24 protein-coding genes and 2 tRNA genes are annotated in these 23,502 nt (G+C 52.5%); 14 read left to right on the plus strand and 12 right to left on the minus strand.

From position 1 onward, the window contains the following. Positions 1-34 precede the first annotated feature (34 nt). Both ATY27_RS14875 and ATY27_RS14880 read right to left on the minus strand, forming a co-directional pair. The gene (locus ATY27_RS14875) at positions 35-949 is read right to left on the minus strand and encodes a 6-carboxytetrahydropterin synthase (RefSeq protein WP_244151322.1); all 915 of its coding nucleotides are present in this window, start codon (positions 947-949) and stop codon (positions 35-37) included. Positions 950-961: 12 nt separating this feature from the next. Continuing rightward, positions 962-1,219, minus strand: coding sequence for a hypothetical protein (locus tag ATY27_RS14880; RefSeq protein ID WP_208931412.1), 258 nt, complete (start codon positions 1,217-1,219; stop codon positions 962-964). A gap of 159 nt (positions 1,220-1,378) precedes the next feature. Between ATY27_RS14880 and fabA the strand changes: the two genes are divergently transcribed. Then, positions 1,379-1,891 carry a 3-hydroxyacyl-[acyl-carrier-protein] dehydratase FabA gene (gene fabA, locus ATY27_RS14885; RefSeq protein ID WP_208931413.1) on the plus strand — a complete coding sequence of 171 codons (513 nt, stop codon included), beginning with the start codon at positions 1,379-1,381 and terminating at the stop codon, positions 1,889-1,891. Between the two features lie 83 nt (positions 1,892-1,974). On the opposite strand, the gene rmf is transcribed toward fabA, so the two are convergent. The 5 genes from rmf to rlmKL form a co-directional block, all read right to left on the minus strand. Beyond that, positions 1,975-2,157 (minus strand): ribosome modulation factor, encoded by a 183-nt coding sequence (rmf, locus tag ATY27_RS14890; protein WP_208931414.1) that lies wholly within the window; start codon positions 2,155-2,157, stop codon positions 1,975-1,977. A 266-nt stretch (positions 2,158-2,423) separates the two neighbouring features. Then, positions 2,424-4,127: a DUF3466 family protein gene (locus ATY27_RS14895; RefSeq protein WP_208931415.1), complete on the minus strand. Its 1,704-nt coding sequence runs from the start codon at positions 4,125-4,127 to the stop codon at positions 2,424-2,426. A gap of 12 nt (positions 4,128-4,139) precedes the next feature. Continuing rightward, positions 4,140-6,056, minus strand: a complete 1,917-nt coding sequence (locus ATY27_RS14900; protein WP_208931416.1) for an ATP-binding cassette domain-containing protein — start codon at positions 6,054-6,056, stop codon at positions 4,140-4,142. Positions 6,057-6,072: 16 nt separating this feature from the next. After that, positions 6,073-6,309, minus strand: coding sequence for a glutaredoxin family protein (locus ATY27_RS14905; RefSeq protein ID WP_208931417.1), 237 nt, complete (start codon positions 6,307-6,309; stop codon positions 6,073-6,075). Then, the gene (rlmKL, locus tag ATY27_RS14910) at positions 6,309-8,429 is read right to left on the minus strand and encodes a bifunctional 23S rRNA (guanine(2069)-N(7))-methyltransferase RlmK/23S rRNA (guanine(2445)-N(2))-methyltransferase RlmL (protein WP_208931418.1); all 2,121 of its coding nucleotides are present in this window, start codon (positions 8,427-8,429) and stop codon (positions 6,309-6,311) included. Before rlmKL ends, ATY27_RS14905 begins: the two co-directional genes overlap by 1 nt. 228 nt (positions 8,430-8,657) lie before the next feature. Here rlmKL and ATY27_RS14915 point away from each other — a divergent pair. The 3 genes from ATY27_RS14915 (at position 8,658) to ATY27_RS14925 (ending at position 9,175) form a co-directional block, all read left to right on the plus strand. Continuing rightward, a tRNA-Met gene (locus ATY27_RS14915) sits at positions 8,658-8,734 on the plus strand. Positions 8,735-8,789: 55 nt separating this feature from the next. Next, positions 8,790-8,866: transfer RNA gene (locus tag ATY27_RS14920), tRNA-Met, on the plus strand. Between the two features lie 18 nt (positions 8,867-8,884). After that, positions 8,885-9,175 (plus strand): hypothetical protein, encoded by a 291-nt coding sequence (locus ATY27_RS14925; protein ID WP_208931419.1) that lies wholly within the window; start codon positions 8,885-8,887, stop codon positions 9,173-9,175. A 71-nt stretch (positions 9,176-9,246) separates the two neighbouring features. On the opposite strand, the gene ATY27_RS14930 is transcribed toward ATY27_RS14925, so the two are convergent. Further along, positions 9,247-10,089 (minus strand): AraC family transcriptional regulator, encoded by an 843-nt coding sequence (locus ATY27_RS14930; RefSeq protein ID WP_208931420.1) that lies wholly within the window; start codon positions 10,087-10,089, stop codon positions 9,247-9,249. A 107-nt stretch (positions 10,090-10,196) separates the two neighbouring features. Here ATY27_RS14930 and ATY27_RS14935 point away from each other — a divergent pair, with 107 nt between their 5' ends. The 3 genes from ATY27_RS14935 to ATY27_RS14945 all read left to right on the plus strand — a co-directional run bounded on the left by ATY27_RS14935 (position 10,197) and on the right by ATY27_RS14945 (position 11,907). Beyond that, the gene (locus ATY27_RS14935; RefSeq protein ID WP_208931421.1) at positions 10,197-10,760 is read left to right on the plus strand and encodes an acyloxyacyl hydrolase; all 564 of its coding nucleotides are present in this window, start codon (positions 10,197-10,199) and stop codon (positions 10,758-10,760) included. Positions 10,761-10,770: 10 nt separating this feature from the next. Beyond that, the gene (locus tag ATY27_RS14940; protein ID WP_208931422.1) at positions 10,771-11,181 is read left to right on the plus strand and encodes a hypothetical protein; all 411 of its coding nucleotides are present in this window, start codon (positions 10,771-10,773) and stop codon (positions 11,179-11,181) included. Positions 11,182-11,343: 162 nt separating this feature from the next. After that, complete coding sequence (locus ATY27_RS14945) at positions 11,344-11,907, plus strand: hypothetical protein (RefSeq protein WP_208931423.1); 564 nt, start codon at positions 11,344-11,346, stop codon at positions 11,905-11,907. Positions 11,908-11,942: 35 nt separating this feature from the next. On the opposite strand, the gene ATY27_RS14950 is transcribed toward ATY27_RS14945, so the two are convergent. Further along, positions 11,943-13,100 carry an RsmB/NOP family class I SAM-dependent RNA methyltransferase gene (locus tag ATY27_RS14950; RefSeq protein WP_208931424.1) on the minus strand — a complete coding sequence of 386 codons (1,158 nt, stop codon included), beginning with the start codon at positions 13,098-13,100 and terminating at the stop codon, positions 11,943-11,945. 116 nt (positions 13,101-13,216) lie between these two features. Further along, a complete protein-coding gene (locus ATY27_RS14955) occupies positions 13,217-14,206 on the minus strand; it encodes a helix-turn-helix domain-containing protein (RefSeq protein ID WP_208931425.1) in 990 nt (329 codons plus the stop codon). A 164-nt stretch (positions 14,207-14,370) separates the two neighbouring features. On the opposite strand from ATY27_RS14955, the gene ATY27_RS14960 reads away from it, so the two are divergent. From ATY27_RS14960 to ATY27_RS14980, 5 genes are all read left to right on the plus strand, one after another. Further along, positions 14,371-14,850 (plus strand): rhodanese-like domain-containing protein, encoded by a 480-nt coding sequence (locus ATY27_RS14960; RefSeq protein WP_208931426.1) that lies wholly within the window; start codon positions 14,371-14,373, stop codon positions 14,848-14,850. 65 nt (positions 14,851-14,915) lie between these two features. Next, entirely contained in the window at positions 14,916-15,656 is a 741-nt protein-coding gene (locus tag ATY27_RS14965) for a chromate transporter (protein WP_208931427.1), read from the plus strand. Continuing rightward, positions 15,619-16,056: a chromate transporter gene (locus tag ATY27_RS14970; RefSeq protein WP_208931428.1), complete on the plus strand. Its 438-nt coding sequence runs from the start codon at positions 15,619-15,621 to the stop codon at positions 16,054-16,056. Before ATY27_RS14965 ends, ATY27_RS14970 begins: the two co-directional genes overlap by 38 nt. Before the next feature lie 56 nt (positions 16,057-16,112). Continuing rightward, positions 16,113-16,928, plus strand: a complete 816-nt coding sequence (locus ATY27_RS14975) for a transporter substrate-binding domain-containing protein (protein WP_208931429.1) — start codon at positions 16,113-16,115, stop codon at positions 16,926-16,928. 96 nt (positions 16,929-17,024) lie between these two features. After that, a complete protein-coding gene (locus tag ATY27_RS14980) occupies positions 17,025-18,344 on the plus strand; it encodes a serine hydrolase (protein ID WP_208931430.1) in 1,320 nt (439 codons plus the stop codon). Between the two features lie 9 nt (positions 18,345-18,353). Here ATY27_RS14980 and ATY27_RS14985 read toward each other — a convergent pair whose 3' ends face one another. Both ATY27_RS14985 and ATY27_RS14990 read right to left on the minus strand, forming a co-directional pair. Further along, the gene (locus tag ATY27_RS14985; protein ID WP_208931431.1) at positions 18,354-19,478 is read right to left on the minus strand and encodes a dipeptide epimerase; all 1,125 of its coding nucleotides are present in this window, start codon (positions 19,476-19,478) and stop codon (positions 18,354-18,356) included. Next, positions 19,465-20,823 (minus strand): SH3 domain-containing protein, encoded by a 1,359-nt coding sequence (locus ATY27_RS14990; protein ID WP_208931432.1) that lies wholly within the window; start codon positions 20,821-20,823, stop codon positions 19,465-19,467. The genes ATY27_RS14985 and ATY27_RS14990 overlap by 14 nt, the downstream gene beginning before the upstream one ends. Positions 20,824-21,189: 366 nt before the next feature. Between ATY27_RS14990 and ATY27_RS14995 the strand changes: the two genes are divergently transcribed. Together ATY27_RS14995 and dacB are read left to right on the plus strand one after the other, a co-directional pair. Beyond that, a complete protein-coding gene (locus tag ATY27_RS14995) occupies positions 21,190-21,891 on the plus strand; it encodes a L,D-transpeptidase family protein (protein ID WP_208931433.1) in 702 nt (233 codons plus the stop codon). A 40-nt stretch (positions 21,892-21,931) separates the two neighbouring features. Continuing rightward, positions 21,932-23,386, plus strand: coding sequence for a D-alanyl-D-alanine carboxypeptidase/D-alanyl-D-alanine-endopeptidase (gene dacB / locus ATY27_RS15000; RefSeq protein WP_208931434.1), 1,455 nt, complete (start codon positions 21,932-21,934; stop codon positions 23,384-23,386). Positions 23,387-23,502 lie beyond the last annotated feature (116 nt).

A 23,502-nucleotide genomic window follows, 5' to 3' on the forward strand; every position in this document is an offset into this window, starting at 1 on the left:
CGGGCTTTTTTTATTCTCGAGCAGACGGCTCCATTCAGGCAAAAGCGATGGCGCCTTTGCCTACGCCTTCGTACGCCACCACTTTGTATGGCGCATTCTCCAGCGCTTTTAAACAGCCCGCGATATATTCGGCCAGGCATTCCACTGTGGTGTCACAAGGCACGATCTCGCAGTGGGCAACCGGTAAGGCGATCTCAAACCAGCCTTGTGGTGCCTGATAACGGAAAAAATGGCTGTCTGGCTGCGGCTGCACCCACTGGCAGCTGTCGGCACTGACCTGATCTTCGGCAGTTCCGAGATAGATATCAGTCCAGCGCTCACTCCATAGTTTGTTCAACCGCGGGCTTAACATATTGTGCTGATAAATCTCGATGGTTGAGCGATGACCATGGGCAATACGCTGACAATTGCCATCGTGTTTTTTCAGACCGTGGCTGTAGTGATAATAAAAGCCGTTTGATTTTTCCGGTCTGAGCACAAAATTCAGCTGTTCAACATTCGCCGGTAACAACGGCTTAATTTGTTGCTGCAGGAATTCAGTCAGGCTGAGCTCATTGATTTGCAGGGTTGGAATAGCCACGTGCGCTTCAGCTGGTGATGCTATCTGAATTGGCCCGCGTTGGCTGTCCATTTGCAGCAACTCAATCTGATCGATTTGACTGCAGCGGATCGCCGGATTCAGCGCCGGATACGCCAGCTTGTGATCTACCAGACTGTCGATGGCTTTTTTAATCAGCTTTTTGACATGGGCAAAATCCAGCACCATCGAAGTAGCATCCAGTCCGCCGTGCAGTTCGACGTCAACGATAAAACTTTCGCCAAGCAAACCACGCTGCGGACACAAGTAAGAGAAATCGATGACAGTTAAATCGCGGACAAACAGGATCATCACAACACCTATGGCAGAATAAGGGATGGCATTATATGGCAGAACAGCGGCGGATGTCACAAATTGCGCCGTTTAGCGTTTATGTTCGTTTAACCAGCTGTTTAATAAGCCCACTTGCCCGAGTTTATGCGCCGCATACATCAGCCGGATCGCATTACTCAGTAACAGGCTGTCATTCCATTCGGTTTTATCCACTATTTCCTGATAACAGGCTAATGCTTCCGGTGTCAGGTAACCACGCAGCTCCTTTTTGCCGGACTGGCGTTGTTTCTCGCGGTAGCGCTGCTGTTTCTGTGCATTACTGAGCGGGGTCTGTTCTGGCTTGCTCATTTGCGACGTTTCTCTTTGATCTGTGGCGGGAACAAGGTGTCATCTGGCTGTCTCATGGGCAATTTAAGCTGTCACATGTGCAGAAAGCGACTAATCGGACTTGTTTAGCGTACAGCTGTTCGCTAAAGTGATCCGGCATTTTTTTTGGACCTAACATACATGACTCAGAATAGCTTTACAAAAGAAGAATTAATCGCGTGTGGCAAAGGTGAATTATTTGGTGCTGGTAACAGTCAGCTGCCAATAGACAACATGCTGATGATTGACCGGGTGCTGCATATTTCTGAGGAAGGCGGCAAATATGGCAAAGGCCAGATTGTAGCCGAATTTGATATCCATCCTGATTTATGGTTCTTCGCCTGCCATTTCCAGGGTGATCCGGTGATGCCTGGTTGCTTAGGCCTGGACGCGATGTGGCAGTTAGTTGGTTTCTTCCTCGGCTGGGCCGGTGGGCCTGGTAAAGGTCGCGCACTGGGTGTTGGTGAAGTGAAATTCACCGGCCAAATTCTGCCGACAGCGAAGAAAGTCACTTACACCATCGATATGAAACGGGTTATTAAACGTAAGCTCTTCATGGGCATTGCCGATGGTGTGGTCAGTGTCGATGGTCGGGATATTTATGCGGCAGAAGAATTAAAAGTGGGCCTGTTTCAGGATACGTCCAGCTTCTAAGCATCTTCCTCGCAAGCGCTTAAAACGACAAACCCCGCAATTGCGGGGTTTGTTCCTCTAAACGTCAGTCACAACAGACTGGATTATTGACCTTTACTAAACAGACCACCACCGCGGTCTTCCATCGCATCGCGATACCCCCCCAACCACTGCGAGCGCGCATCTAAATTCTGATACGGACAAAGCTCTTTTGAACGGCCTGTAACACCAGCACGATAACCTTGGGCATGAGCACGTTCTAAACGATCACGTTTTTGTCTTTTCATACGGCAGTCTTCCTCAACTCATTGTGTTCTTCGAAGAAAGCACCGGCTGCTGGGGTGCAGATCCGGCGCACATTTAATAGATAGACCTGAGTGGTGAAAGGTTCAAATCAAAATACCGGATATACTATTTGACATTCGCTAACAGACTGAACTTTATTGCAATTTGACGACAATAAAATTAAATTTATTTTTTAATATTTTTGAACCGCATTTTGAATACAAAAAAAAACCCGCGGATGCGGGCTTTTTTCCAATTGATCGCCAGTTCAGCCGCGACGGCGGAACCAAACAAATGGCAGTAATGCCAACAGACCGAACAAACCAAAACTGGCACCTTGCCGTTCATAGGTTTGCTCTGCGCTACTATCACAGTTATCAATGGTACCGTTCGCAATTGGATTTAACTGTACTGCGACAGCGATTTCTTCTTTCAGCACATTGCCTGCACTGTCTTTGATCACATCGCCTTTACTGTCGCGACGTTCCACTTCTTTCACCGCCGTGGCAACAATGACATTTTTTTCATTGATGTCCGTTGCGGTGACAATGGTGTATGCAGACTTACAAGTCAGTAAGGTATTGATATCTTTGAAACTGTTGGCAGCAATATCATAGATAAAACCAACATTTCGACGAGTCGATGTACCGGCTGTAGAAGTTTCAGTGGTCCCGACCACGATATTGTTATCGTTAATCGCTTCCGGCGCCGTCGAGGCAGAGGGAAACAGATCGGCAGGGAATGTCAGCTTCTGGGTGTTGTAATCGTAAATAAAGAAGCGATTCCGATCGACGCTGGTAATGGTTTTCACTGCATAACCGGTGATGATGTTTTTATTGTTCACACCGGTTGCATAGCTGCTGTTCCACTCTTTGGTGTCAATAAATGACTTCAGTTCAGTGCCGTCAAAAATAGTCGCGTGATAAGCGTGGTACACCTCATCGCGGCCAGTATAACCTGATGAATAAAAACGAATATCATCGCTGTCCGAGTACATTGATGCACCCACGACCAGTCCCAGATCATTCACATCATTGGGTGTGCTGCTATAGGCAACGGTCGGATATTCAGTCCGGGTGTGCGCTTTGCCGGAGTTTTTGTCACCCAAAAAGCCAAGAATTTGTGGTGTACCTGGCTTGCCGTTGGCATCCAGTTGCCACACCATGCCACGGGTTTCATAGCTGTTCGAGACTGCATTACGGTAATAACACAAGTCTTTTGGTTCTGCTTTGCCGTCACAGGATGCTGCGATCGCCGTTTGCGCATCTGTGGTCATGGTACTGCTGCCGTAACCAATGACCTTGCCATTGTTATTCAGACCGCGGCCGACGCTGTAGCCACCACCATAATCGGTGTAGGCTGGTGGTAACGTATATTTGCCTTTGTCAGTGAAAATCACACCCGCCATATGCATAGGCGCTGGAACCCAAAGCATTTGGGCTACCGGATTTGGCGTGGTGCTGGTCGCTGCAGGTGTAAACGACTGTTTAGTGAATGGTGCAGTGGCATAACCAATCATCTGATTCAGATCGTTAATACCGAGCAGGTACTCGTTATTGGTTTGCACCGCAGCAGTATCGCGGACGCGCACCAGCTGCTTGGTATCCAGACGCACCGGATAAGTACCGGCAAAACGTTGCGTCGTATACAGGCCACTGGCGATCTGCAGATAATTGGTCAGGACAGTCAGCGCTTTTGCGTTGATATTGCCCTTTTTAACCTCTTCAATCTCCGCAGCAGTCAAACTGCCGGTAATTGCCGTACTGGTTAAATCAATCGAATTTAAATCAATAGGATAGTTAAATCTGTTACTTAAATTGCCGACAATCTGGTTGTTATTATTCAGGCCAGCGACAAAACTTGATTTATAACCGTCAACCGGCCCAAGTTCAACGACCTGGTAAGTGGCTGCCTGCCCCGTAAAGGCCACAACGGCCGGTAACATGGCGACAAACAACGGCGAAAATTTCATTCAATTCCCCTGCTACTGCTGGTTTAATGCTTCTAATTGTTCCCAACGCTGATAAGCGTGCGCCAGCTTCGACTCAGTCTGCTGTATTTGGTTCAATAGAGCTGTGGTGACATCGGCACTCTGGCGGAAGAATTCCGGATCATTGACCTGCGTCTGTAAGGCACTGAGCTGCTGATCGAGGTTTTCAATCTCAGCGGGCAACAGTTCCAGTTCGCGTTTCTCTTTGTATGATAACTTCTTCGACGACGAAGCTGAAGCCTGCGCGGCTGATTGCTCCGTTGGTTTTGTAATTATTTGTTCATTCGATGCTTTTTTAACTTCAGTCTTACTTTGTTGCATCTGCTGGTACGCCAGCACGTCATCGTAACCACCGGCGATCTCAACAATCCTGCCCGTGCCAGTGAACCACAACGCGCTGGTAACGGTGTTATTAACGAATTCGCGGTCGTGGCTGACCAGGATCACAGTGCCCTGATATTGCTGCAGAATATCTTCCAGCAGCTCCAGCGTTTCGACGTCAAGGTCGTTGGTTGGTTCATCGAGGATCAATAAATTGCTTGGTTTGGCAAATAACTTGGCGAGTAACAACCGGTTTTTCTCACCACCGGACAATGCCCGCACCGGCGTACGCGAACGGGCCGGTGCAAACAGGAAATCCTGCAGGTAACTGAGCACATGGCGGGTTTGGCCATTTTGCACGATTTCCTGCCGACCTTCTGCCACGTTATCCTGCACTGTTGCATCTAAATCCAGAGCCATCCGGTGCTGATCAAAATATGCGACTTCCAGGTTAGTACCGCGTTTAATGTCACCGCTTTCAACCGGATACTCATCCAGCAACACTTTAATTAAACTGGTTTTACCGACGCCGTTTGGCCCAACCAGCGCCACGCGGTCACCGCGCATCAGCAGGAAATTAAAGTCCTGCAACAGTGCTTTGCCACCAAATCCTAAATTCAGTTTTTTGCCTTCAAACACCAGCTTGCCGGATTTATTCGCCTGTTCAATGGCAAAATCGACTTTACCGAGTTGTTCAACGCGGGACGCCCGTTCTTTGCGCAGCTCTTTTAAGGCACGGACACGACCTTCGTTACGGGTACGGCGTGCTTTAATGCCCTGGCGGATCCAGACTTCTTCTTCAGCCAGTTTCTTGTCAAACAGCGCATTATGCTGCTGTTCAACTTCGAGCATTTTGACTTTACGATCGAGATATTCCGCGTAATTGCCCGGATGTGACGTCAGCTGACCGCGGTCCAAATCAATAATGCGGGTCGCGACGTTGCGGATAAATGCGCGGTCGTGCGAAACGAAGATAATTGCGCCGGCGAATTGCAGTAAAAATTGCTCCAGCCATTGAATGGCGGCAACGTCTAAGTGGTTGGTCGGTTCATCCAGCAACAGAATATTCGGCTTGGCGACTAAGGCCCGCGCCAGCGCCGCTTTTCTGAGCCACCCACCGGACAAACTCGCCAGTGTCGCATCCGGTGCCATCACAAACTGTTCGCACAGCTGTGTGACACGGGCTTCGAGCTGCCAGCCGTCGCGCGCATCCAGTTCACTTTGTAAGTCGGAAAATTCGCGCAGCAAAGCTTCGTCGTCGGCGTCAAACTCGGCGGAGATCTGGTAAAAGCGCTGCAGTTTATCAGCAAGATCGCCAGCGCCTTCGCGGATAAAATCAGCGATGGTGACGTCGATGCGGGCTGGTGGATCTTGTTCGAGCCGTGCCAGGATCACATTGTTTTCTTTGACGACCTGACCATCGTCCAGCGTTTGCTGGCCAGTCAGTACTTTGAGCATCGATGATTTACCGGCGCCGTTACGGCCAACCAGACAAACCCGCTCGCCGGCAAACAAACTAAAGTCGACATGGTCCAGTACCGGGTGAGTACCAAAAGCCAGGCAGGCTTGTTGAAATCTGAGTAATTCCACGCTTAATTTTTCCCGTTCACAGCGCTTGCTGTGTGATAAATAACTGCAATGCGGCCGCATCAAACGGCCATTTTAATTCGGTGGTTTGCCCTGCGCGCTGAGAAGTCAGCACCGGGATCTCGACGCGGTACAAAGCAAAAGCGGCCGGGTCGTCAACAATATCAACCAGGCTGAAGTCAACCCCAGCCGCGCGTAGCAGCGCTTCTGCTTCTTCACACAAATGACAACCCCAGGTGCTGTAAAGCGTCAGCATCAAACGCTCCGCGTCAGCTCAAAACAGACATGGATCTGCGGGTTGCGCTTAAAATCTTCCGGCAGCGATGCCGCGCTGATGTCTTTAATCAACCAGCCAGCCGCTTCCAGCTCTTCCCGGGCGATTTTAAACTTGCGTTTGTTATTAGAGAAAATCACTTTGCCCTGCTGTGCGACCAGTTTACTGATCATCGTCAGCAGCTTAACGTGGTCACGCTGCACGTCCCAGGTGTCTTCCATCCGTTTTGAATTGGAAAAAGTCGGTGGGTCAACGAAAATCAACTCAAACTGATTTTTACAGTCTGCCAGCCATTCCAACACGTTCGCCTGGACAAACTGAAACTGTTTGCCGGCGAGGTCATTGATGGCGAAATTGCGTTTCGCCCAGTCCAGATAAGTGTTGGACATGTCAACGGTCGTCACACTGCGCGCTCCACCAATTGCCGCATGTACCGACGCGGAACCGGTATAAGCAAACAGGTTCAACACTGCTTTATCTTTGGCTTGCTGCTGGATGCTGCGCCGGGTCAGCCGGTGGTCCAGGAATAAACCGGTATCGAGATAATCACGCAAGTTCACCAGGAACTTCGCGCCATATTCGCTGACGGTTTTGTACTGGCCGGCTTTGGCCAGCGCCTGATATTGCTCTTTGCCTTTTTGTTTTTCGCGGACTTTGAGCACGATGGCGTCGGTTGGCACCTGGAGTACCTGCGGCACCAGATTAACGATATCAAACAGCCGTTTTTGCGCGATCTGCTCATCGACGTTTGAAGGCGCAGCATATTCGTGGATCACCACTTCACCGTCATACCAGTCGACTGCGACGTTATATTCCGGAATATCCGCGTCATAGAGCCGGTAACAGCTGATTTGTTCACGTTTGGCCCACTTCTCCAGCTGTTTAACGTTCTTTTTCAGCCGGTTGGCAAAAGATTCACTTTCGGCAAAAAACATCGACGGGGTTTTACTGGTGATTTGTACCTGTTTTTCCGTCAGGTCAAACAAGGTAAATTCACAATCCAGCGGGCCGTTATTAAATTTGTAAGACTTCAGCCTCGAAAGTTTCAGTGAACGCAGCAGATCGCTGTTGCTGGTGATGATGCCCAGACGCCAGTTGGCATAATGTTGTTTCAGCCGCACTGAAAATTCGCTGTACACCGGGATCAGCGACGGAATATCGCCCAGACGTTCACCATATGGCGGGTTACAAATTACCACGCCCGGGATTTGCGTCCCTGCGGCTTCTAACGTGGTGGCATCACCGGCTTTAAATTCGATAAATTCTGCCACGCCGGCACGGGCGGCGTTTTGCCGCGCTTTGTCCAGCTGGCGAGGATCGGTGTCAAAACCGATAAATTTGCTGGTTGGCGCCAGTGCCTGGCGTTGGCCTAGCGCTTTAGCACGTAACTCCTGATACAAATTCGCGTCAAAGTCGCTGTCATTTTCAAAGGCAAACTTTAAGCGCTTCAGGCCTGGCGCTAATTGCCGCGCCATTAATACCGCTTCTATTAACAAAGTACCGCTACCGCAAAACGGGTCGACAAGTGGTTGCTGGAACTGCCAGCCTGAGCGGATTAGCATCGCGGCAGCCAGCTGTTCTTTTAACGGCGCTTCGCCTTGCTCTTTACGGTAGCCGCGCTGATGCAGCGACGGGCCGGAGAAATCTTTCAGGAAATAAAAATGCTGGCGCTCCATCCGCAACTGGAAGCGGACATCCGGCTCCATCCGGCTAACGTCCGGTCTTTCACCAAACTTGGCTCTGAACTGGTCAACGATGGCGTCTTTCACGCGCATTGCACCAAACTGGCTGTTATCTATAGTGGCATGTTTACCAACACACTCCACCGCCAGACTTTGGCGTAAATCCATTTGCGTGGTCCAGTCCAGTTCGTTTGCCACGGCATAAACATCAGACTGTTCATTAATAGAGAGTTGCTCGAGCTGGCGCATGATCCGGGTCGCCAGGCGCGACCATAAACAGATCTGATAGCCCTGCTCTAACGTTGCCTCGAACCGCACAGCGCCAAGGCTGACTTTACTGACGGTGGCGCCGAGGCTGGTCAGTTCGCTGGCCAGTACTTCTTCAACGCCTTTAGAGGTTAACGCCCAGAATTGCAACATAAGAAAATCCACACCAAAAAAATTGCGCGAAGTATATCAGAAGTTGGTAGCGGACTGCCGTCGAATTTGGTTTTTGCCAGGGGCTCAGCGCTGTCCTACAGGTAAATCGTCGTTTTAAAACACAAGATGCTGATAAAACCAGCAGTCAGTTCAACCTTGCCATATTTCTGTCAATTGTCGCTTGCTATCGATATCTAAAAGCAATAAGATGCGCCCCGCAATGACGGACGCGGGATGGAGCAGCCTGGTAGCTCGTCGGGCTCATAACCCGAAGGTCGTCGGTTCAAATCCGGCTCCCGCAACCAACTAAGTCATTGCAAAACAATAGATTACATTAACTGCTCAAATGTAATTTTCGGACGCGGGATGGAGCAGCCTGGTAGCTCGTCGGGCTCATAACCCGAAGGTCGTCGGTTCAAATCCGGCTCCCGCAACCAACTCAAGAACCAGCAATTTTGCTGGTTTTTTTGTATCTGCGATTTGGTGTTTTTGACCAATACGAATATCAGAACCCGACGACTGTCGTCGGTTCGCTCTTCAAAACCACGGCGGCTCCCGCAACCAACTCAAGAATCAGCATCAAGCTGGTTTTTTTGTATCTGCAATTTGGTGTTTTTGACCAATACGAATATCAGAACCCGACGACTGTCGTCGGTTCGCTCTTCAAAACCACGGCGGCTCCCGCAACCAACTCAAGAACCAGCAATTTTGCTGGTTTTTTTGTATCTGCAATTTGGTGTTTTTGACCAATACGAATATCAGAACCCGACGACTGTCGTCGGTTCGCTCTCAAAAACCCCTTACCACACAAAACCAATTAAGCCGCCGCTTCTGCCAGCGGACTTTGTAGTTGTTCCAGCCATTCTTTCGGCGATACGCCAAAACGCTGGCGAAATACCCGGTGAAATGCAGCCACACTCTGGTAACCCACTGCCGGGGCGATTTGCTTCAGTGCATTGCCGGACAATAGTTGTTTGCGCGCCAGCGTCAGTCGCCAGTGTTGTAGATATTCTGCCGGAGTCTGGCCAACCACTTTACGGAAATGCTCGGCAAAACGCGCGCGTGACATACCGGCTTCCATCGCCATGCTGTCCAAAGTCCAATCCAGTTGCGGCTGACGATGCAGTGCCGTGATCAGTGCCGCCAGTCGTTTGTCGGCGAGACCAGCAAACAAGCCCGACTGTGGTGGCTCTACCGCCATAATATGGCGCAGTAACAGGATCAGCAGATACTCTGTCAGGCGCTGTAATGCGGCTTCGCGACCACAATATTCGGCCTGATTTTCCTGCCAAATCAATGAAATGGTACTGCGCAGCGACGAACAGCCAGACAGCGGGATCAAACTGAGGTCTGGTAACGCAGCCAATAAAGGATTGCCCGCCACTTCACCACAATCTAAGGTCGCGCAAAACAGTAACAATGATTGCTGGTGGTCGACGACAAACTGATGCGCGCTGCCGCGTGGAATAAACAACAAACAAGGTTCGTTGATGGCATATCGACGCTCATTGACCTCGACACTGCCGCTACCGGCTTCGATCAGGTGCAAATAAGCGCGGCCACTTTGCGGGCAAAACTGTGTTTTCTGGCAACTGGTGCCGTGAAAATAGACTGATGCCTGCGGTGAAAAATGTGCCAGCAATGGGGTTAATCGATCCATTTTAATACTCTCTGCAACTGATAAGATACTTTTTGTTACTGAACGTTCCGGATAATAGCAGTCATTCGAGAAAGCGCCAAGTCGGTGCTGACTGTAAGGAACAACTAATGACTGCCAATTTCCACCTTCGTATCAACCGCGCAATTTTTAAGGCGTTAGTGCTGACTTTGTTTTGCACCGGTCTGTTTAATATGGCACAGGCCGAGAGCCGGGATCAGGCGATTGCCGTAGATTATCTGCAAGGTGAAGGCGATGTGCAGGGATTAAAGCTTGCCTATCAACATCATGTTGACTGGTTGTCCGGCCTGGACCCACGCCTGACCATGTTGTTTGAAGCCAGTGCCAACTTCTGGCGTTACGGCCCAACCAATAGTTCCGACAGCAATGCTGTGCTGGCGGTGTCACCGGTGTTGCGTTATCCGCTCGGACAAGCGTTTGACCTGCAATGGGACCTTGAATTTGGCATTGGCGTGTCGCTACTGGATGACACGCGTTTTGCCGGCAAAGACGTCAGTACCCATTATCAGTTTGAAGATCGGCTTGGTTTAGTCGCCTGGATGAGCCCGACTGAAAGTCTGACCTTACGTTATCTGCACTATTCAAACGCCGGCTTTAAGCGGCCAAATCCCGGGCTTGATTTTATCAGCCTGTCTTATGGCTGGTATTTCTGAGGAGGTCCAAATGCAACGCTTATTGTTGGTTAAAATCACGCTATTGCTGCTCGCTCTGCTGGCGCCGCAACAGGTACCTGGGGCCGCCACACAGCCGTTACCGCATTCAGTGACGCACTCACAAAGTGCTGAAGCGGTGCTCAGAAAACTGGATGTCGAATTACGCACATTAAGTCTGGCGATGCAACAAGCCGACCGGTCTGGTGTTTCAGCACAGCAGCTGCAGCAAATCGAAGCGCTGTGGCAGCAGTTGTTTGCTATCAGTGAAAGCCCGGTGCTGAACAAGCTGTATAATCAATATCAGGTACAACTGCAGCTTGCCTTGCATGGCGACAAAACCGACGCCCCTGTGCTGCAGGCCAGTCAAATCTCTGTGTTGCGGCAACGATTGTTGACAGCTCTGACGCAGGTACACCAATAACGCATTGCGGCGTAAATTGGGTAAATCCGGCCAAGAGTGGCGGATCAACGACAAATTTTTGTCTGAACCCTTGAATTATCTATTAGCAGCGCCATCTGAAGAAACACACGCAGCGCGGCATTTCCCGCTGTTTCCCGTTGATTTCTTGCCATGGAGCTGCAAATGTCCGTTACTCGTCCTCTATTAACTGCTGGCCTGTTATTTTTGCTGACCAGCTGTGGTTATCTCAGTGAAAACCCAAAAGCCGCATTAGAGCAACAATGGTTGCAACAAGATCCGCAAATCGCCGAAGCAGTCAAACAGATCCGTGAGCAAGGTCTGGCGGCAGTGGCCGGTAGTGCTGAGGCCGGCACCGTAGCGGCTTGCGTCGCCAGTCGGTTGGCGGCAGATCCGATGGGCAAACTCATTACCGTTGAAGGAGCCCTGGTCGAATCCGCCAAAGTCGCGCAACTACTGGCAGATATAGAGCAGATGTTTTCGCAGGAACTCAGTTTTGATAGTGTGGCGGCAATGCTGGAACAAGGTGCCGATGCGGCAGCATATGCCAAAACGCTGATCGACCAGCAAGGGCTGGAACAGGCGCTCGCTTCGCTGAAAACATTGGTGAGCCAAACCCAGCAATTCGCCAGCAAAGATTTAGGCGGGCATTTACAGGCGTTGGTCAGTACTTGCAAGGCCTATGAAGTACCGGCAGAAAACCCTGCGGCAGATGCCAGCAAAACCTGAACCGAAGCAACTTGAGTCAATCCAGGCAACGCCGGTCAGCTCAGCTCGCTGATCCGGCGTAAATGTGCGGCATAAAAACCATCAAAGCCGGTCGCTGCCGGGCTGATATGTTGCTCAGACAGCAACTGAAAATCGGGCCGGCTTGCCAAAAAGGCATCAATTTGGCCGCGGTTTTCCGACGGGAATATAGAACAGGTGGCATAAACCAGCTCGCCGCCAACACAAAGCATTTTACTGTAGCGCTGCAGGATGTCCTGTTGTAATACCCGAAGCTCTGCCAGACGCATGGGTGAGCGCCACTTCGCATCAGGATTACGTCTGAGCACCCCGCTGCCGCTACATGGCACATCCAGCAACAGAAAATCAGCTTTGCCTGCCAGGCGTTTAATCGTTTTACTGCTGCTGATCAGGCGAGTCTCAATATTCGCCGCACCGGCTCTGTTGGCGCGCTGTTGCAGGTTATCGAGCTTCCACTGTTCAACATCCATCGCCAGCAACCGCCCTTTAGCTTGCATCCGGGCGGCCAGCGCCAATGTTTTTCCGCCAGCACCGGCACAGGCATCTATCACGCGACTACCTGGCATTACCGGTAAAGCAGCGGCAATGAGTTGCGAACCGGCATCTTGTTGTTCAAACCAACCAAGTTTAAACGGCTCTGTCTGAAACAAAGCACCATCGGAGGTGATCTCCAGTGCCGAATCAACGCCATCGACAGTTTTGCTTTGGATGCCGGCCTGTGCCAGGGCGCGTTGCAGTGCATCTCGGTTGGTTTTTAAACTGTTGACGCGGACAAAACGTGGCGCAGCCTGCGCCAGTGCCGCACGTTCTGCTGGCCAGCCACTGCCAAGCTCAGCCTGACCAAGCTGGTCCAGCCAATCCGGACAGCCATCCTGCATTGCAGGCGGCAGCTGCTGCCAACGCTGTGTGATGTCGCCCGCGTCTTGCTGCACTGCAAAATACAGCGCCACGGTGTCCGCTAAGCTGGCTTCAGCGCCGGCCAATTGCTGATAGGCATTTAATTTGCGCAGAAAAGCACCACAGTGCCATACCACCTGACTTTGCAAACCAACCGCCGGGCGGGCGGCAGCAAACACTTGCGCCATCGCCCGTTCCAGCTGTTGATCCTGTTGCAGGACCAGTTGCAGGATGGCATACAACAACGGCGATGTGGCTTCGTGATGAACAAATGACATGAAAATTTCCGGTAAGGCGTGCGGCAGCATCAAAGAGGCGCGATCATAAGAGCTGTCTGTCAGACTAGCAAGCCCCGTGCGGTCCGCCTGCGTTTTATGCTGAGAGCAGACCGGGATCAGGCTGAGATCAAACTGACATGCTGTAACTGCTGCTGCCGGTACTGACTAGGCGACACACCAGTCCACTGGGCAAACTGCAGGCGAAACGCCGAGCTGCTGGCAAAGCCACAAAGCCCGGTCACGGACTCTACCCGCTCGCCACGACTTAACAACAACTTGGCCTGTTCTATCCGCGCCTGCTGCAACCATTGTTTGGCACTTTGGCCAACACTTTGCTGAAAATGCCGGTCAAAACTACGCCGGCTCATGCCTGCCTGCCGCGCCAGTTGATCAATATCCCAAGGCTGAGTCAAATCTGCCAGTACCGCGTCCAGCACCGCACTGAGCGTTTTACTGGCCGTCGATACCGGCAGCTCGATAAATTGCCGTTGTCCACCCTGGCGGCTAAACGGTACTACCAGCCGCCGGGCTGAGCGATTGGCCTGGGCAACACCAAAATCGGCTTCGATCAACGCCAACGCCAAATCGATACAGGCGGCACTGCCAGCCGAGGTAAATATCTGCCCGGCCTGCACATATAAAGGATCGGTATCGAGCTGTACTTTTGGAAACAGCCGACGGAAGGCTTTGGCGTATTTCCAGTGGGTGGTGGCGGTTTTGCCATCGAGCAGCCCGGCATAAGCCAGGATCACCGCGCCGGAGCAAAAGCTGACTAAGCGGGCGCCGCGCGCTGCGGCATGTTGCAACGCCAGAAGCAATGCTTGTGGCGGTTTTTCCTCAATATTGCGCCAGCCCGGCAAGACTATGGTATCAGCCAACTGCAACTGATTTAAATCAGCCGACAGGTGCAGCGCCGAACCATCACCGAGTTGCAGCACCGGGCCATCAGCGCCGATGATCTGGCTTTGATACCACGGTGAATTGGTCCGGCCGTGACTGACGAAAATCTCCACAGCGGCGCCGTATTCCAGCATCGACAGACCGTGATAAGCACAAATGACTACGCGATGTGGCTGCTCCTTTGTTAACTGCCCTGGCATCATCATTCTCCCCGTCTGTCAGTGAAACCAGCCTGATTGTGACGGTCATGCCCTACCTCGGCAAGCGTTTGGCTGAAAACAGGCGTTCTTTGTCAATTTAGCCAATGTTGATTGCAGGCATGCTTTGCTGAAATAGCCCTGAGTTCATCCAACCCACAGGAGTAGTTCAAATGACCTTATCTGATAACCAATCCGCACCGTTAGCGGTCACAGCGCAAAGCCCTTCGTTAGTTTGTCAGTACCCGGCAGCGCCAGCAGATGCTGTGATCAGCTGGTTTAGTCAGCGTCTGCAGTTTGAAACCGATTGCAGTGATGTGCACAGTGCGCTCAGCAGTGGTGCTGATGATTTTGTGCTGCTGGATGTGCGCGGGGAAGCCGCATACGCCAGGTCCCATGTCCCCGGCGCGCTTAATTTGCCACACCGGCAAATCAGTCCGGCGACCTTGCAAGCCCTACCGCAACAAAGGTTGTTGGTGGTGTATTGCGCCGGACCTCATTGCAATGGCGCCGATCAGGCCGCCCTGAAAATCGCCCGCCTCGGCTACCCGGTTAAAATGATGGTTGGTGGCCTGCAAGGTTATCAGGACGAAGGTTTTCCGCTGGCCACCGGCGCAGAGGACCAAGCTGCTTTGGCACAGTGTGGCTGCTAAAATGCTTGGCCCCAGTCAACAGACTGGCTAATATCCAGCGTCGATGTTGATGCAGGATATTGTTGATGGCGCATTATGCCGAAATTTTTCTGCTGTTTTTGCGGCTTGGTTGCAGCTCCTTTGGCGGCCCGGCCGCGCATTTATTGCGCTTCGAGCGATGTTTTGTTGGCGAAAAAGCCTGGCTGAGCGCTGTGCAATATCAGCAGTTGGTCGCGTTATGTCAGTTTTTACCAGGTCCTGCCAGTAGCCAGGTGGGTATGGGCATCGGTCTGCACCGAGCCGGCCTGCCCGGTGCTGTGCTGGCTTTTTGTGGCTTTACGCTGCCCTCAGTTGTCTTAATGTGTCTGGCCGGTATTGCCGGCTTAAGCTGGTTGTCACCAGCCGCACTTCAAGGCGCCTTCTGGGGATTAGCCGCAATTGTGGCCCATGCCGTCTGGCAGATGGTTGGCAGCCTGACGCCCGACTGGCCGCGGCGTCTGTTGGCCTTATTGGCCATCCCCGTGTTTTTTTACTGGCAAAGTGCCAGCGCGCAGTTGGCCATTCTGCTAATTTTTGCCGCGATCGGCGCCATCTGGCTACGTCCTGTGGTTGTAGCACCCACCCTTAACACCACCGCCCGGCGCTCGCGCAGTTTGATGCTGCTGGGTCTTTTTTTGCTACTGCTTATTTTACTGCCATGGCTGGCAAGCCAATTTGGTACAGAAAAGCCGTTGCTGCTGCTCGCCGACCTTTGTTACCGCGCCGGCGCTTTGGTTTTTGGCGGTGGCCATGTCGTCGTGCCCCTGCTGCAGCAAAGCGGCCAGTGATTTTCTGGCCGGATATGCCACCGCCCAATTACTGCCAGGCCCGCTGTTTAGTTTTGCTGCCTATCTGGGTGTGGCTGGGGGCCAGGGAATTAGCGGCGCATTACTGGCCACGCTGATGTTGTTTTTACCGGGCGCTTTGTTGTTATGTGGCATTTTTCCCTGGTGGTATCAGCTGGGCCGGGTCCTGCCTTTACAAGGCGCGGTCGCTGCGGTCAACAGTGCGGTCGTGGCATTACTCGCGGTCAGCTGGGTTAGCCTGATCCTGCCGCATGCGGTGGCAACCCATTGGCATTGGCTCCCTGTTGTAGGCGCGCTCTTATTGGTGCAACGCCGCTGGTGTCCACCTGTCTTGCTGATCCCATTGTGCGCAGCGCTGTCTGTTGTTTTGTCACTTAATTGACAACAACGGTTTTTGTTTTCATGCTCACTATAAAATAATGTCAGAGGACGAACCCATTGCGACTGTCTATCGGAATTTTATTGCTGTGGATCTGCGGAGTGTCAGCGGCGGCTGAAACGCCGGTACGGATCCTGACGTCAGAAAAAATGCCGTTTAATTATATTGAAGATCAGCAAATCAAAGGCATTTCGGTCGACTTATTACAACTGCTGTTTGATGGTCAGTTGCCGGCCCCCGTTGAGTTAATGCCATGGCCACGCGCTTATGACACCGCGCTGCAGCATAAAAATGTGTTGCTGTTTACAATGGGGAAAACGCCGCAACGGCAGGCACTTGGTTTTACATTCATTGGCCCGGTTTCACGGCGGTTCCATGCTTTATATGCCACACGCGCTGATCTGCCGCTGGTACAAAGCTTTGACGATATCAAAAAACACCGATTGGTAGTGGCGGGTCTGCGCGCCGGTTGGCTCAGCGAACAGTTTAAAGCAGCGGGCATCAATATTGAGACCGTCGGCAGTTACCAGCAAGGTATGGAGATGCTGCTGAAAAACCGGGCGCAGCTATGGTTGTCGACAGATTTGGAAGAACAGGTGCTGCAGGCGCAACATCCGGACGCACCGACATTAATACCAGTATGGCGCTTGTTGTGTTCGGAAAATTACTTTGGCTTGTCACCGGGCTCAGATCCGGCACTGACTGCGCAACTGCAACAAAAATACCAGCAAATTTTACAGTCAAATCAGCCACGTGCCCTGCAACAGAAATGGCAGACTAAGTTGGCATTGCCACTGGAATTTGCGCCGCCAGCCGGATTTTACTTAAAAAATGCCGATATTTTGCGCTGTAAGCCAACCACCCAGGCCGGCTAACCAATCTGCACCAGTACATTGTCAACCAATGATATTCCGGATATAAATCAGTGAAAGAATAATCTATTCACACTGTTCACTACGGAGTTGGGCTTGATGTTGCCATTAACAATCGCGCGGAAAACTTGGCGGCTCGCCGTTGCACTGGGCTACAGCTTGCTGCTGGCAGGCTGTCAAAACAGCCCGTCGGCAACGCCACCGTTAGCTGTCAACCCTGTTGCAGCTGACCTGGACAGTCCGTTATTGGCAGCATGGGTGGCAACAAGCGCGTTATCTATCCAACAGCCAGATTTGGCCAATCATCCGGAAAAATTCCGCTTGCAGCTGCTACTGACAGAGATCCAGCGTGATAGTGGCGCCCGGCCTGTGTTGCGCCAACAGCAATACCGTGCGGATGATGAGTATCTGTATCCGGCGTCGACAGTGAAACTGGCGATCGCCGCGCTGGCGCTGGAATATCTGCAGCAGCTTGCGGTTTATGGCGTCAGTGCCGATGCCGTGATGCAGACTGAGCCGCTTCTACCCGGCGATATGCTGGTGAATCGCGATGACAGCGCAGCCTCCGGTTTGCCGACGGTACGCCATTATGTGAAAAAGATTTTGCTGGTCAGCGACAACGATGCCTACAACCGTTTATATGAATTGATGGGCCAGCACTATATCAACGCGCGGCTGGCCACTTTGGGTTTTACCGGTGCGCAGATTTTACACCGACTGGAACGGCCATTAAGCGCCGAAGAAAATCGAGCAACCAATGCAATCACTTTTTATGACGCCGGCGGGCAGTTGCTTTATCGCCAGTCCGCCCGGCATGCTCCGGCAATGCCGGCAAGGCCCTATACGCCAGTCGGCAACGACTATCTGAAAGACGGTTTGTTACAGGGCAAAGCGTTGGATTTTAGTCAAAAAAACCGCTGGACCTTGTCGCATATGCACCGGCTGACTCAGATGATTATGTTGCCTGAGACCATACCGGTTGACGCGCGCTTGCAGCTGACACCGGCTGACTTACAGTTTTTACAACAGCAAATGGCCCAGTTGCCGGGAGAAAGTCAGGACCCCCGTTATGATCCGGCCGAATATTGGCCGACTTATGTCAAATTTCTGCTGTATGGCGCCGCCAAAGATGCCGAGGTTGACCCCCACGTGCATATTCACAATAAAGTTGGTGACGCTTATGGCTTTTTGCTCGACAGCGCTTATGTGCGGGATGACTGCAGCGGCGCAGAATTTATCTTGTCGGCCGCTTTATACGTCAATCAGGATGGCGTATTAAATGACGACCACTACGACTATGACACTGTCGGTTTGCCGTGGTTAAAACGCCTCGGCGAGCTGGCATTGGCCCATGCGCGGATTCAGGCGCAAACCAAGACACAGGCAACAGGACAATGCCGGCGCACTGCCCGCCCCTGATTTTTTCTGCTAATTAGACAACTGTGTTGGCAGCGCTGCCAAAGGCCAGGCCGTTAAGCCCTGCACCGCTTGAATGCCTAAACCGGCGCTGCTATTGAGCCAGATGGTCGGGCCATCAAAACGCGTGCCGCCGCTGACCGGGTCAAAGCTGGACAAAGTCGGCCCATCCAGATCCAGATAGCGGATGGTCTGTGGAAAGGCTGCAGCCAGATGCGCTGCCGCGGCAACACTGATCGAAGATTCGAGCATCGACCCCAGCATGCAGGGTTTACCGGCGATGTCAGCCAGTGCCAATATCTGTAACGCACCGCTGATCCCGCCGGTTTTCATCAGTTTAATGTTGATAATGTCACAGCAATCCTCAGAGAGCAGCGTCACCACATCGGCCGGGCTATAGGCACTCTCATCGGCCATCACCGGCGTCAGCACCGCATCTTTCACTGCTTTTAAACCGGCAAGGTCAGCCGCCGGCACCGGTTGTTCCACTAGTTCTGGCACAATGCCGGCCGCTTCAATCTGGCGCAAAGCGCGGATACTTTGTTTCGCCGTCCAGGCCTGATTGACATCAAGCCGTAGCTTGATATGACCCGGTACGGCGCGATGGATAGCCAGCACCCGTTCGACGTCAAGGTCGGGCTCACTACCCAGTTTGATTTTCAAATGCTGGTAGCCAGCAGCGACCGCTTTGTTGGCGTCCGAAACCATTTCGTCGACCGGGTTCATGCTGATCGTGATGTCCGTCGTCAGGCTTGTCGCTTCGCCGCCGAGTAACTGACAAAGCGGAATCGCCAATAATTGCGCCCGGACATCATAAAGTGCGATTTCAACCGCAGCCTTGGCACTGCTATTGCCGACCACGCGCCGCTGCAGATGATGCAGCAGCGACTGGAAATTCAATATGGATTGCCCAACCAGCAGCGGTTTAAACACCGTGTGGATCAGCGCCTGCATCGATTGCAGGCTGTCACCGCTAATCACCAACGTCGGTGCCGCTTCGCCATAACCACAAAGCCCGTTTTCCAGTTCAATCCGAACGACCAGATCCTGCACGGCGTCGACACGGCGCAGCGCCGTGACAAAAGGCGTTTTTAACGGCACTTCTAACAAAAAGGTGTCGATGTTACGGATGCGCATAGGTCTCCCGCGTCAGGCTTTTGATGTTATAGATCGCTTGCAGATAGCTGGTGTGCTGATTGAGCTGCAACGGCAACAACGGCGTGATACTGACGCCATTTAATTTGCTTTGATAATACTGGCCATTGCTGTGGAAATAACTCAGCCCATTCACCGAGTGAATAACAAATAATTGCTGGTTATCGGTTCGTCCAAGCACCAGCATCACGTGGCCCGGGATCAGTAGTAAATCACCGGTGTTGGTTTGATTCAGCGCCTGCGTTTTTTCGGCATCGCTGGCATTATCAAGCTGAATTTCCGCAGCAAAACGTTGTTTACCAAGACTACTGGTATTGCGGGGTAACAACACGCCGAAGGTCTTAAACACTTCACCGATAAAACCTGAGCAGTCGCGGGCGTTGTAGTCATGGCCCCAGCCGTAGCGCTCACCAAGAAACTTAAATGACTGCCGGATAATATTGGCGCGGGTCAGCGGCAAAAAGCCAGTACGAACATCCTGACTACGCGCGACCAGCGCCGGCAGCAGCTGCAAGGTGCCGTCCTGACGGCGCACCGGTAGCTGCACCACATAACTGAATGCAGGATTCTGGTCATGCACCAACGGCGGAAATTCATGCAGCAGCGGTAACCGCACGCCCATATCCAGTGTGACCTCGGAAACTTCAGGCTGTTCAGCGGTGAAGTTGGTATAAGCCCGCGCTCCGGTGACCAGCAAAAAATCCGGGTTATTGGCAAAACTGAGCGCAGTCTGTTTGTCCGTCAGCGCCAGATGTTTGACCTGAAGCCAGCCACTATAGTGATAATGCCGGACAAAAGCCCATAACCGGTCCTGGCTATGATGCAGTACCTGCAACGGTTGGCCCGGAAACACCGCCGTTTCCTGAAAACGGTCGATATCGGTATCCATACCGTCGTTAAACACCCGATCCAGCGTCGGGAAAGTACGGATAATACCGCGGCTGGTGACCAGTGCGTACTTGGCCTCAACACGGTCAACAGCGCTGGCAGACAAGGTTTCAAGCGCCATCGCTTGTTGATAACGCGCAAAGTCAGCCGGCGTTAGCTGGCGGCCATCGGCATAAAAGCGCGCCGCTTTGGGCATCGACGAATTTTGGTTGATGAGCTTCAATAATTCTTGTTGGCTGTAGTTGTCTGGCGCCGTGGCAAGGTCCAGCATATCCGGTAAAGTGCGCAGCAACTGCGCGTTTGTATTGGCTATTTGTGTGGGCGTGCGCAGTATTTGGTCTGGTGCTGCTGTGCGCGCCAGCCAATAATCCGGCGCCAATTGCGCGGCGCTCAGGAATGGAATATCGTGCGAACTGGCTGCTGCTGTCGGGATCACCATGATCACTCCTGTGGTGATGATGAACAAACTGCAACGCACCAGGTCAGACAGTGCGGCAAACATTGCATGTTGGTTGCGTGTTATTCCAATCATTCTAAACCTATCAGTGTGGCAGGAATTATTTATTCAAGTATACTGGCCCAAGATCAAATTACAAGCACAGGCGAAGTGATGCGAAAACGACAACAACTGCTGAAATCATTCTTAAAATCAATCACTTTGCCCTTTACGCTCATGCTCAATGCCCGCTCAAATCAACCGCAGCCAGTAGCATGTTTTTCCTTATCTTTAGCCTGCAGCACCTTGTTTCTTGCCGCATGTAGTCAGTCTATTAGCCCCGCGTCTGAACAGCTACCGGCAAAATCAGTGATCCCTGCCAACACAACGCAGTTGGTGGTCGTCATCAGTGACAACTGGGACGCCACTGGTGGTCAGTTATATCAGTTTGCCCGTGTTGCCGGACAACCCTGGCAAATCACCGGTCAAACAAGTCAGGTTGACCTGGGGCGAAACGGCACTGCATGGGGTCTTGGCTTACATCCGGTACAAAGCGGGCCGCAAAAGCAGGAAGGTGATGGCAAAGCACCGGCGGGTTTATTTCGCCTGAGCGCGGCGTTTGGCGCCCTGCCAGCACTTGCCACCCAGATGCCGTATCAGCAAATGAGCCGGTTTGATTATTGTATCGATGTGCCAACCTCGCCTTTGTACAACCAAACGCTGGATATCCGCCAGTACCGGCCCGAGTGGACCGCCGGCAGTTCAGAGCCAATGCGTCGTGACCTGATCCAAAAACCAGATGCGGTGTATAAACAAGGTTTGTTTATCGACCACAACTTCAGTTCAGGCGAAGCACGCCAGACCGGCGCTGGCAGCTGTATTTTTATGCATCTGAAATCTCCGGACGGACGCAAAACCGCCGGTTGTACCGCTTTAGCGCCTGAACATCTGACAGCATTGTTGCAATGGTTAAGTCCGCAGGCAGAACCGCTGTATCTGCTGCTGCCCGCCAGCGAATATCAAAGGCTGCAGCAGGACTGGTTATTACCGGCACTGCCTGGTCTTCGCTAAGTCATACCGAGGTTTCATGATGTTAAGACCTGCCTCTTTGATGTTCATTTTGCTCCTGAGCGGTTGCGCCAGTCAGCCCGCTTTCCAACTGCGCCATGATCTACAGCAGCAGATCCTCGCAGCAGGCCTGCAGCCAGATCAGGTTGCGCTGGTGGTGCTGCCGGTCGCAATGCCTGGTGAGCCTGCAGCGAACACTGCCGTGATCCAGCACAATGCAGATTTATTACTGCAACCCGCCAGCACATTAAAACTGGTCACCAGTGCCGTGGCATTGGATCAGCTCGGGCCGTTATGGCGCGGTGAAACGGAATTCTTGGCAGATGCAGCAGATTTGGCACAAGCCCGGCAGAGCGGCATTTTAACCAAGCCGCTGTATGTGCGCGGTAAAGGCGACCCGGAGCTGGATTATGCGGCAGTGTCGTCTATGTTAGCGCAGTTATATAACGAAGGCGTGCGCGAGCTACGCGCCGGCGTGCTGCTCGACCGCAGCTGGTTCAGTCCGTTATTGCCCGACCCGGCGGCACCGCCTTTTGATGAATCGCCGCGCGCCCGTTACAACTATATTCCGGATGCACTTGGGCTCAATCAGCAGATGCTGCAGCTGCGGCTACGCAGCGATGCGACCGGGGTACAGCTTTCCAGTCTGCCAGTGTTGACCGACTTACGGCTCAGATCGGAACTGCGATTAACCGACGCGCGCTGTGACCTGTTTAATCCGGACTTACTGGTGCTGAATGAACGTATGCTGCCGGACGGCGGCATTGAACTGGTGTTGCGTGGCGAATTCCCGCGCAACTGCCTGCATCAGGAAGATGCAGCCTGGCTGAGTCGCGATGCACAGTGGCAATTAAGCTTAAGCCAGTTCTGGCGCCAGCTGGGCGGCCGTTTTGGCGCACCTTTGCTGGTACAACAAGGACAAACGCCTGCAGATGCGGTGGTCGTGGCGCAACATTTCAGCCGGCCATTGCCGCAATTGCTGCAACAGCTGAATAAAAATTCTGACAACGGCCTGGCGCGTACGCTGGCATTGCAATTAGGCCGTCTGGCGCCGGTAGGTGCAGATCCACAACAACCGGATACTGCACAGGCCGCAGAGCAAATTGTGTTGCAGTGGCTAAGTCAGCGCCAACTGCCGACACAAGGGCTGGTGCTCGACAATGGCTCCGGTTTATCACGTCAGGCCCGGATCAGTGCCAGTCAGCTGGCGGCGTTGTTACAACATGCCTGGCAGCAACCTTGGGGGCTGGATTTGGCCAGCAGTCTGCCACGCGCCGGCATAGACGGAACTCTGCAGAATCGCATGAGCACTACGCCTGCCCGGGACCGAGCCCGGCTGAAAACCGGCACCTTGCGCAACGGAACCGGCCTTGCTGGTTATGTGTTCGACCGCCAGCAACGGCCCTGGATCTTTGTTGGCTTGGTCAATGCAGAACAAGGCGTTGCCAAAGGCCGGCCATTATTGGACCAATGGGTGCAGCAAGTCAGCCAGTTCTAAGCGTCGACCGTGTGGCAAAGTACCCATTAAAAAAGCCAGTCAAAACATCGACTGGCTTTTTTATTTTTTGTTGATCTCAGGTATGCAGCAGCTGTTGGCAGCGACACAGTTCAGTA

Source organism: Rheinheimera sp. F8 (assembly GCF_001518915.1).

Bases quoted from the DNA above. Each gene is read 5' to 3' on its own strand.
- ATY27_RS14880 (WP_208931412.1), bottom strand. From the start codon at position 1,219: ATGAGCAAGCCAGAACAGACCCCGCTCAGTAATGCACAGAAACAGCAG.
- fabA (WP_208931413.1), top strand. From the start codon at position 1,379: ATGACTCAGAATAGCTTTACAAAAGAAGAATTAATCGCGTGTGGCAAA.
- rmf (WP_208931414.1), bottom strand. From the start codon at position 2,157: ATGAAAAGACAAAAACGTGATCGTTTAGAACGTGCTCATGCCCAAGGT.
- ATY27_RS14895 (WP_208931415.1), bottom strand. From the start codon at position 4,127: ATGAAATTTTCGCCGTTGTTTGTCGCCATGTTACCGGCCGTTGTGGCC.
- ATY27_RS14905 (WP_208931417.1), bottom strand. From the start codon at position 6,309: ATGCTGACGCTTTACAGCACCTGGGGTTGTCATTTGTGTGAAGAAGCA.
- rlmKL (WP_208931418.1), bottom strand. From the start codon at position 8,429: ATGTTGCAATTCTGGGCGTTAACCTCTAAAGGCGTTGAAGAAGTACTG.
- ATY27_RS14930 (WP_208931420.1), bottom strand. From the start codon at position 10,089: ATGGATCGATTAACCCCATTGCTGGCACATTTTTCACCGCAGGCATCA.
- ATY27_RS14935 (WP_208931421.1), top strand. From the start codon at position 10,197: ATGACTGCCAATTTCCACCTTCGTATCAACCGCGCAATTTTTAAGGCG.
- ATY27_RS14940 (WP_208931422.1), top strand. From the start codon at position 10,771: ATGCAACGCTTATTGTTGGTTAAAATCACGCTATTGCTGCTCGCTCTG.
- ATY27_RS14945 (WP_208931423.1), top strand. From the start codon at position 11,344: ATGTCCGTTACTCGTCCTCTATTAACTGCTGGCCTGTTATTTTTGCTG.
- ATY27_RS14950 (WP_208931424.1), bottom strand. From the start codon at position 13,100: ATGTCATTTGTTCATCACGAAGCCACATCGCCGTTGTTGTATGCCATC.
- ATY27_RS14955 (WP_208931425.1), bottom strand. From the start codon at position 14,206: ATGATGATGCCAGGGCAGTTAACAAAGGAGCAGCCACATCGCGTAGTC.
- ATY27_RS14960 (WP_208931426.1), top strand. From the start codon at position 14,371: ATGACCTTATCTGATAACCAATCCGCACCGTTAGCGGTCACAGCGCAA.
- ATY27_RS14965 (WP_208931427.1), top strand. From the start codon at position 14,916: ATGGCGCATTATGCCGAAATTTTTCTGCTGTTTTTGCGGCTTGGTTGC.
- ATY27_RS14970 (WP_208931428.1), top strand. From the start codon at position 15,619: ATGTCGTCGTGCCCCTGCTGCAGCAAAGCGGCCAGTGATTTTCTGGCC.
- ATY27_RS14980 (WP_208931430.1), top strand. From the start codon at position 17,025: ATGTTGCCATTAACAATCGCGCGGAAAACTTGGCGGCTCGCCGTTGCA.
- ATY27_RS14985 (WP_208931431.1), bottom strand. From the start codon at position 19,478: ATGCGCATCCGTAACATCGACACCTTTTTGTTAGAAGTGCCGTTAAAA.
- ATY27_RS14990 (WP_208931432.1), bottom strand. From the start codon at position 20,823: ATGGTGATCCCGACAGCAGCAGCCAGTTCGCACGATATTCCATTCCTG.
- dacB (WP_208931434.1), top strand. From the start codon at position 21,932: ATGTTCATTTTGCTCCTGAGCGGTTGCGCCAGTCAGCCCGCTTTCCAA.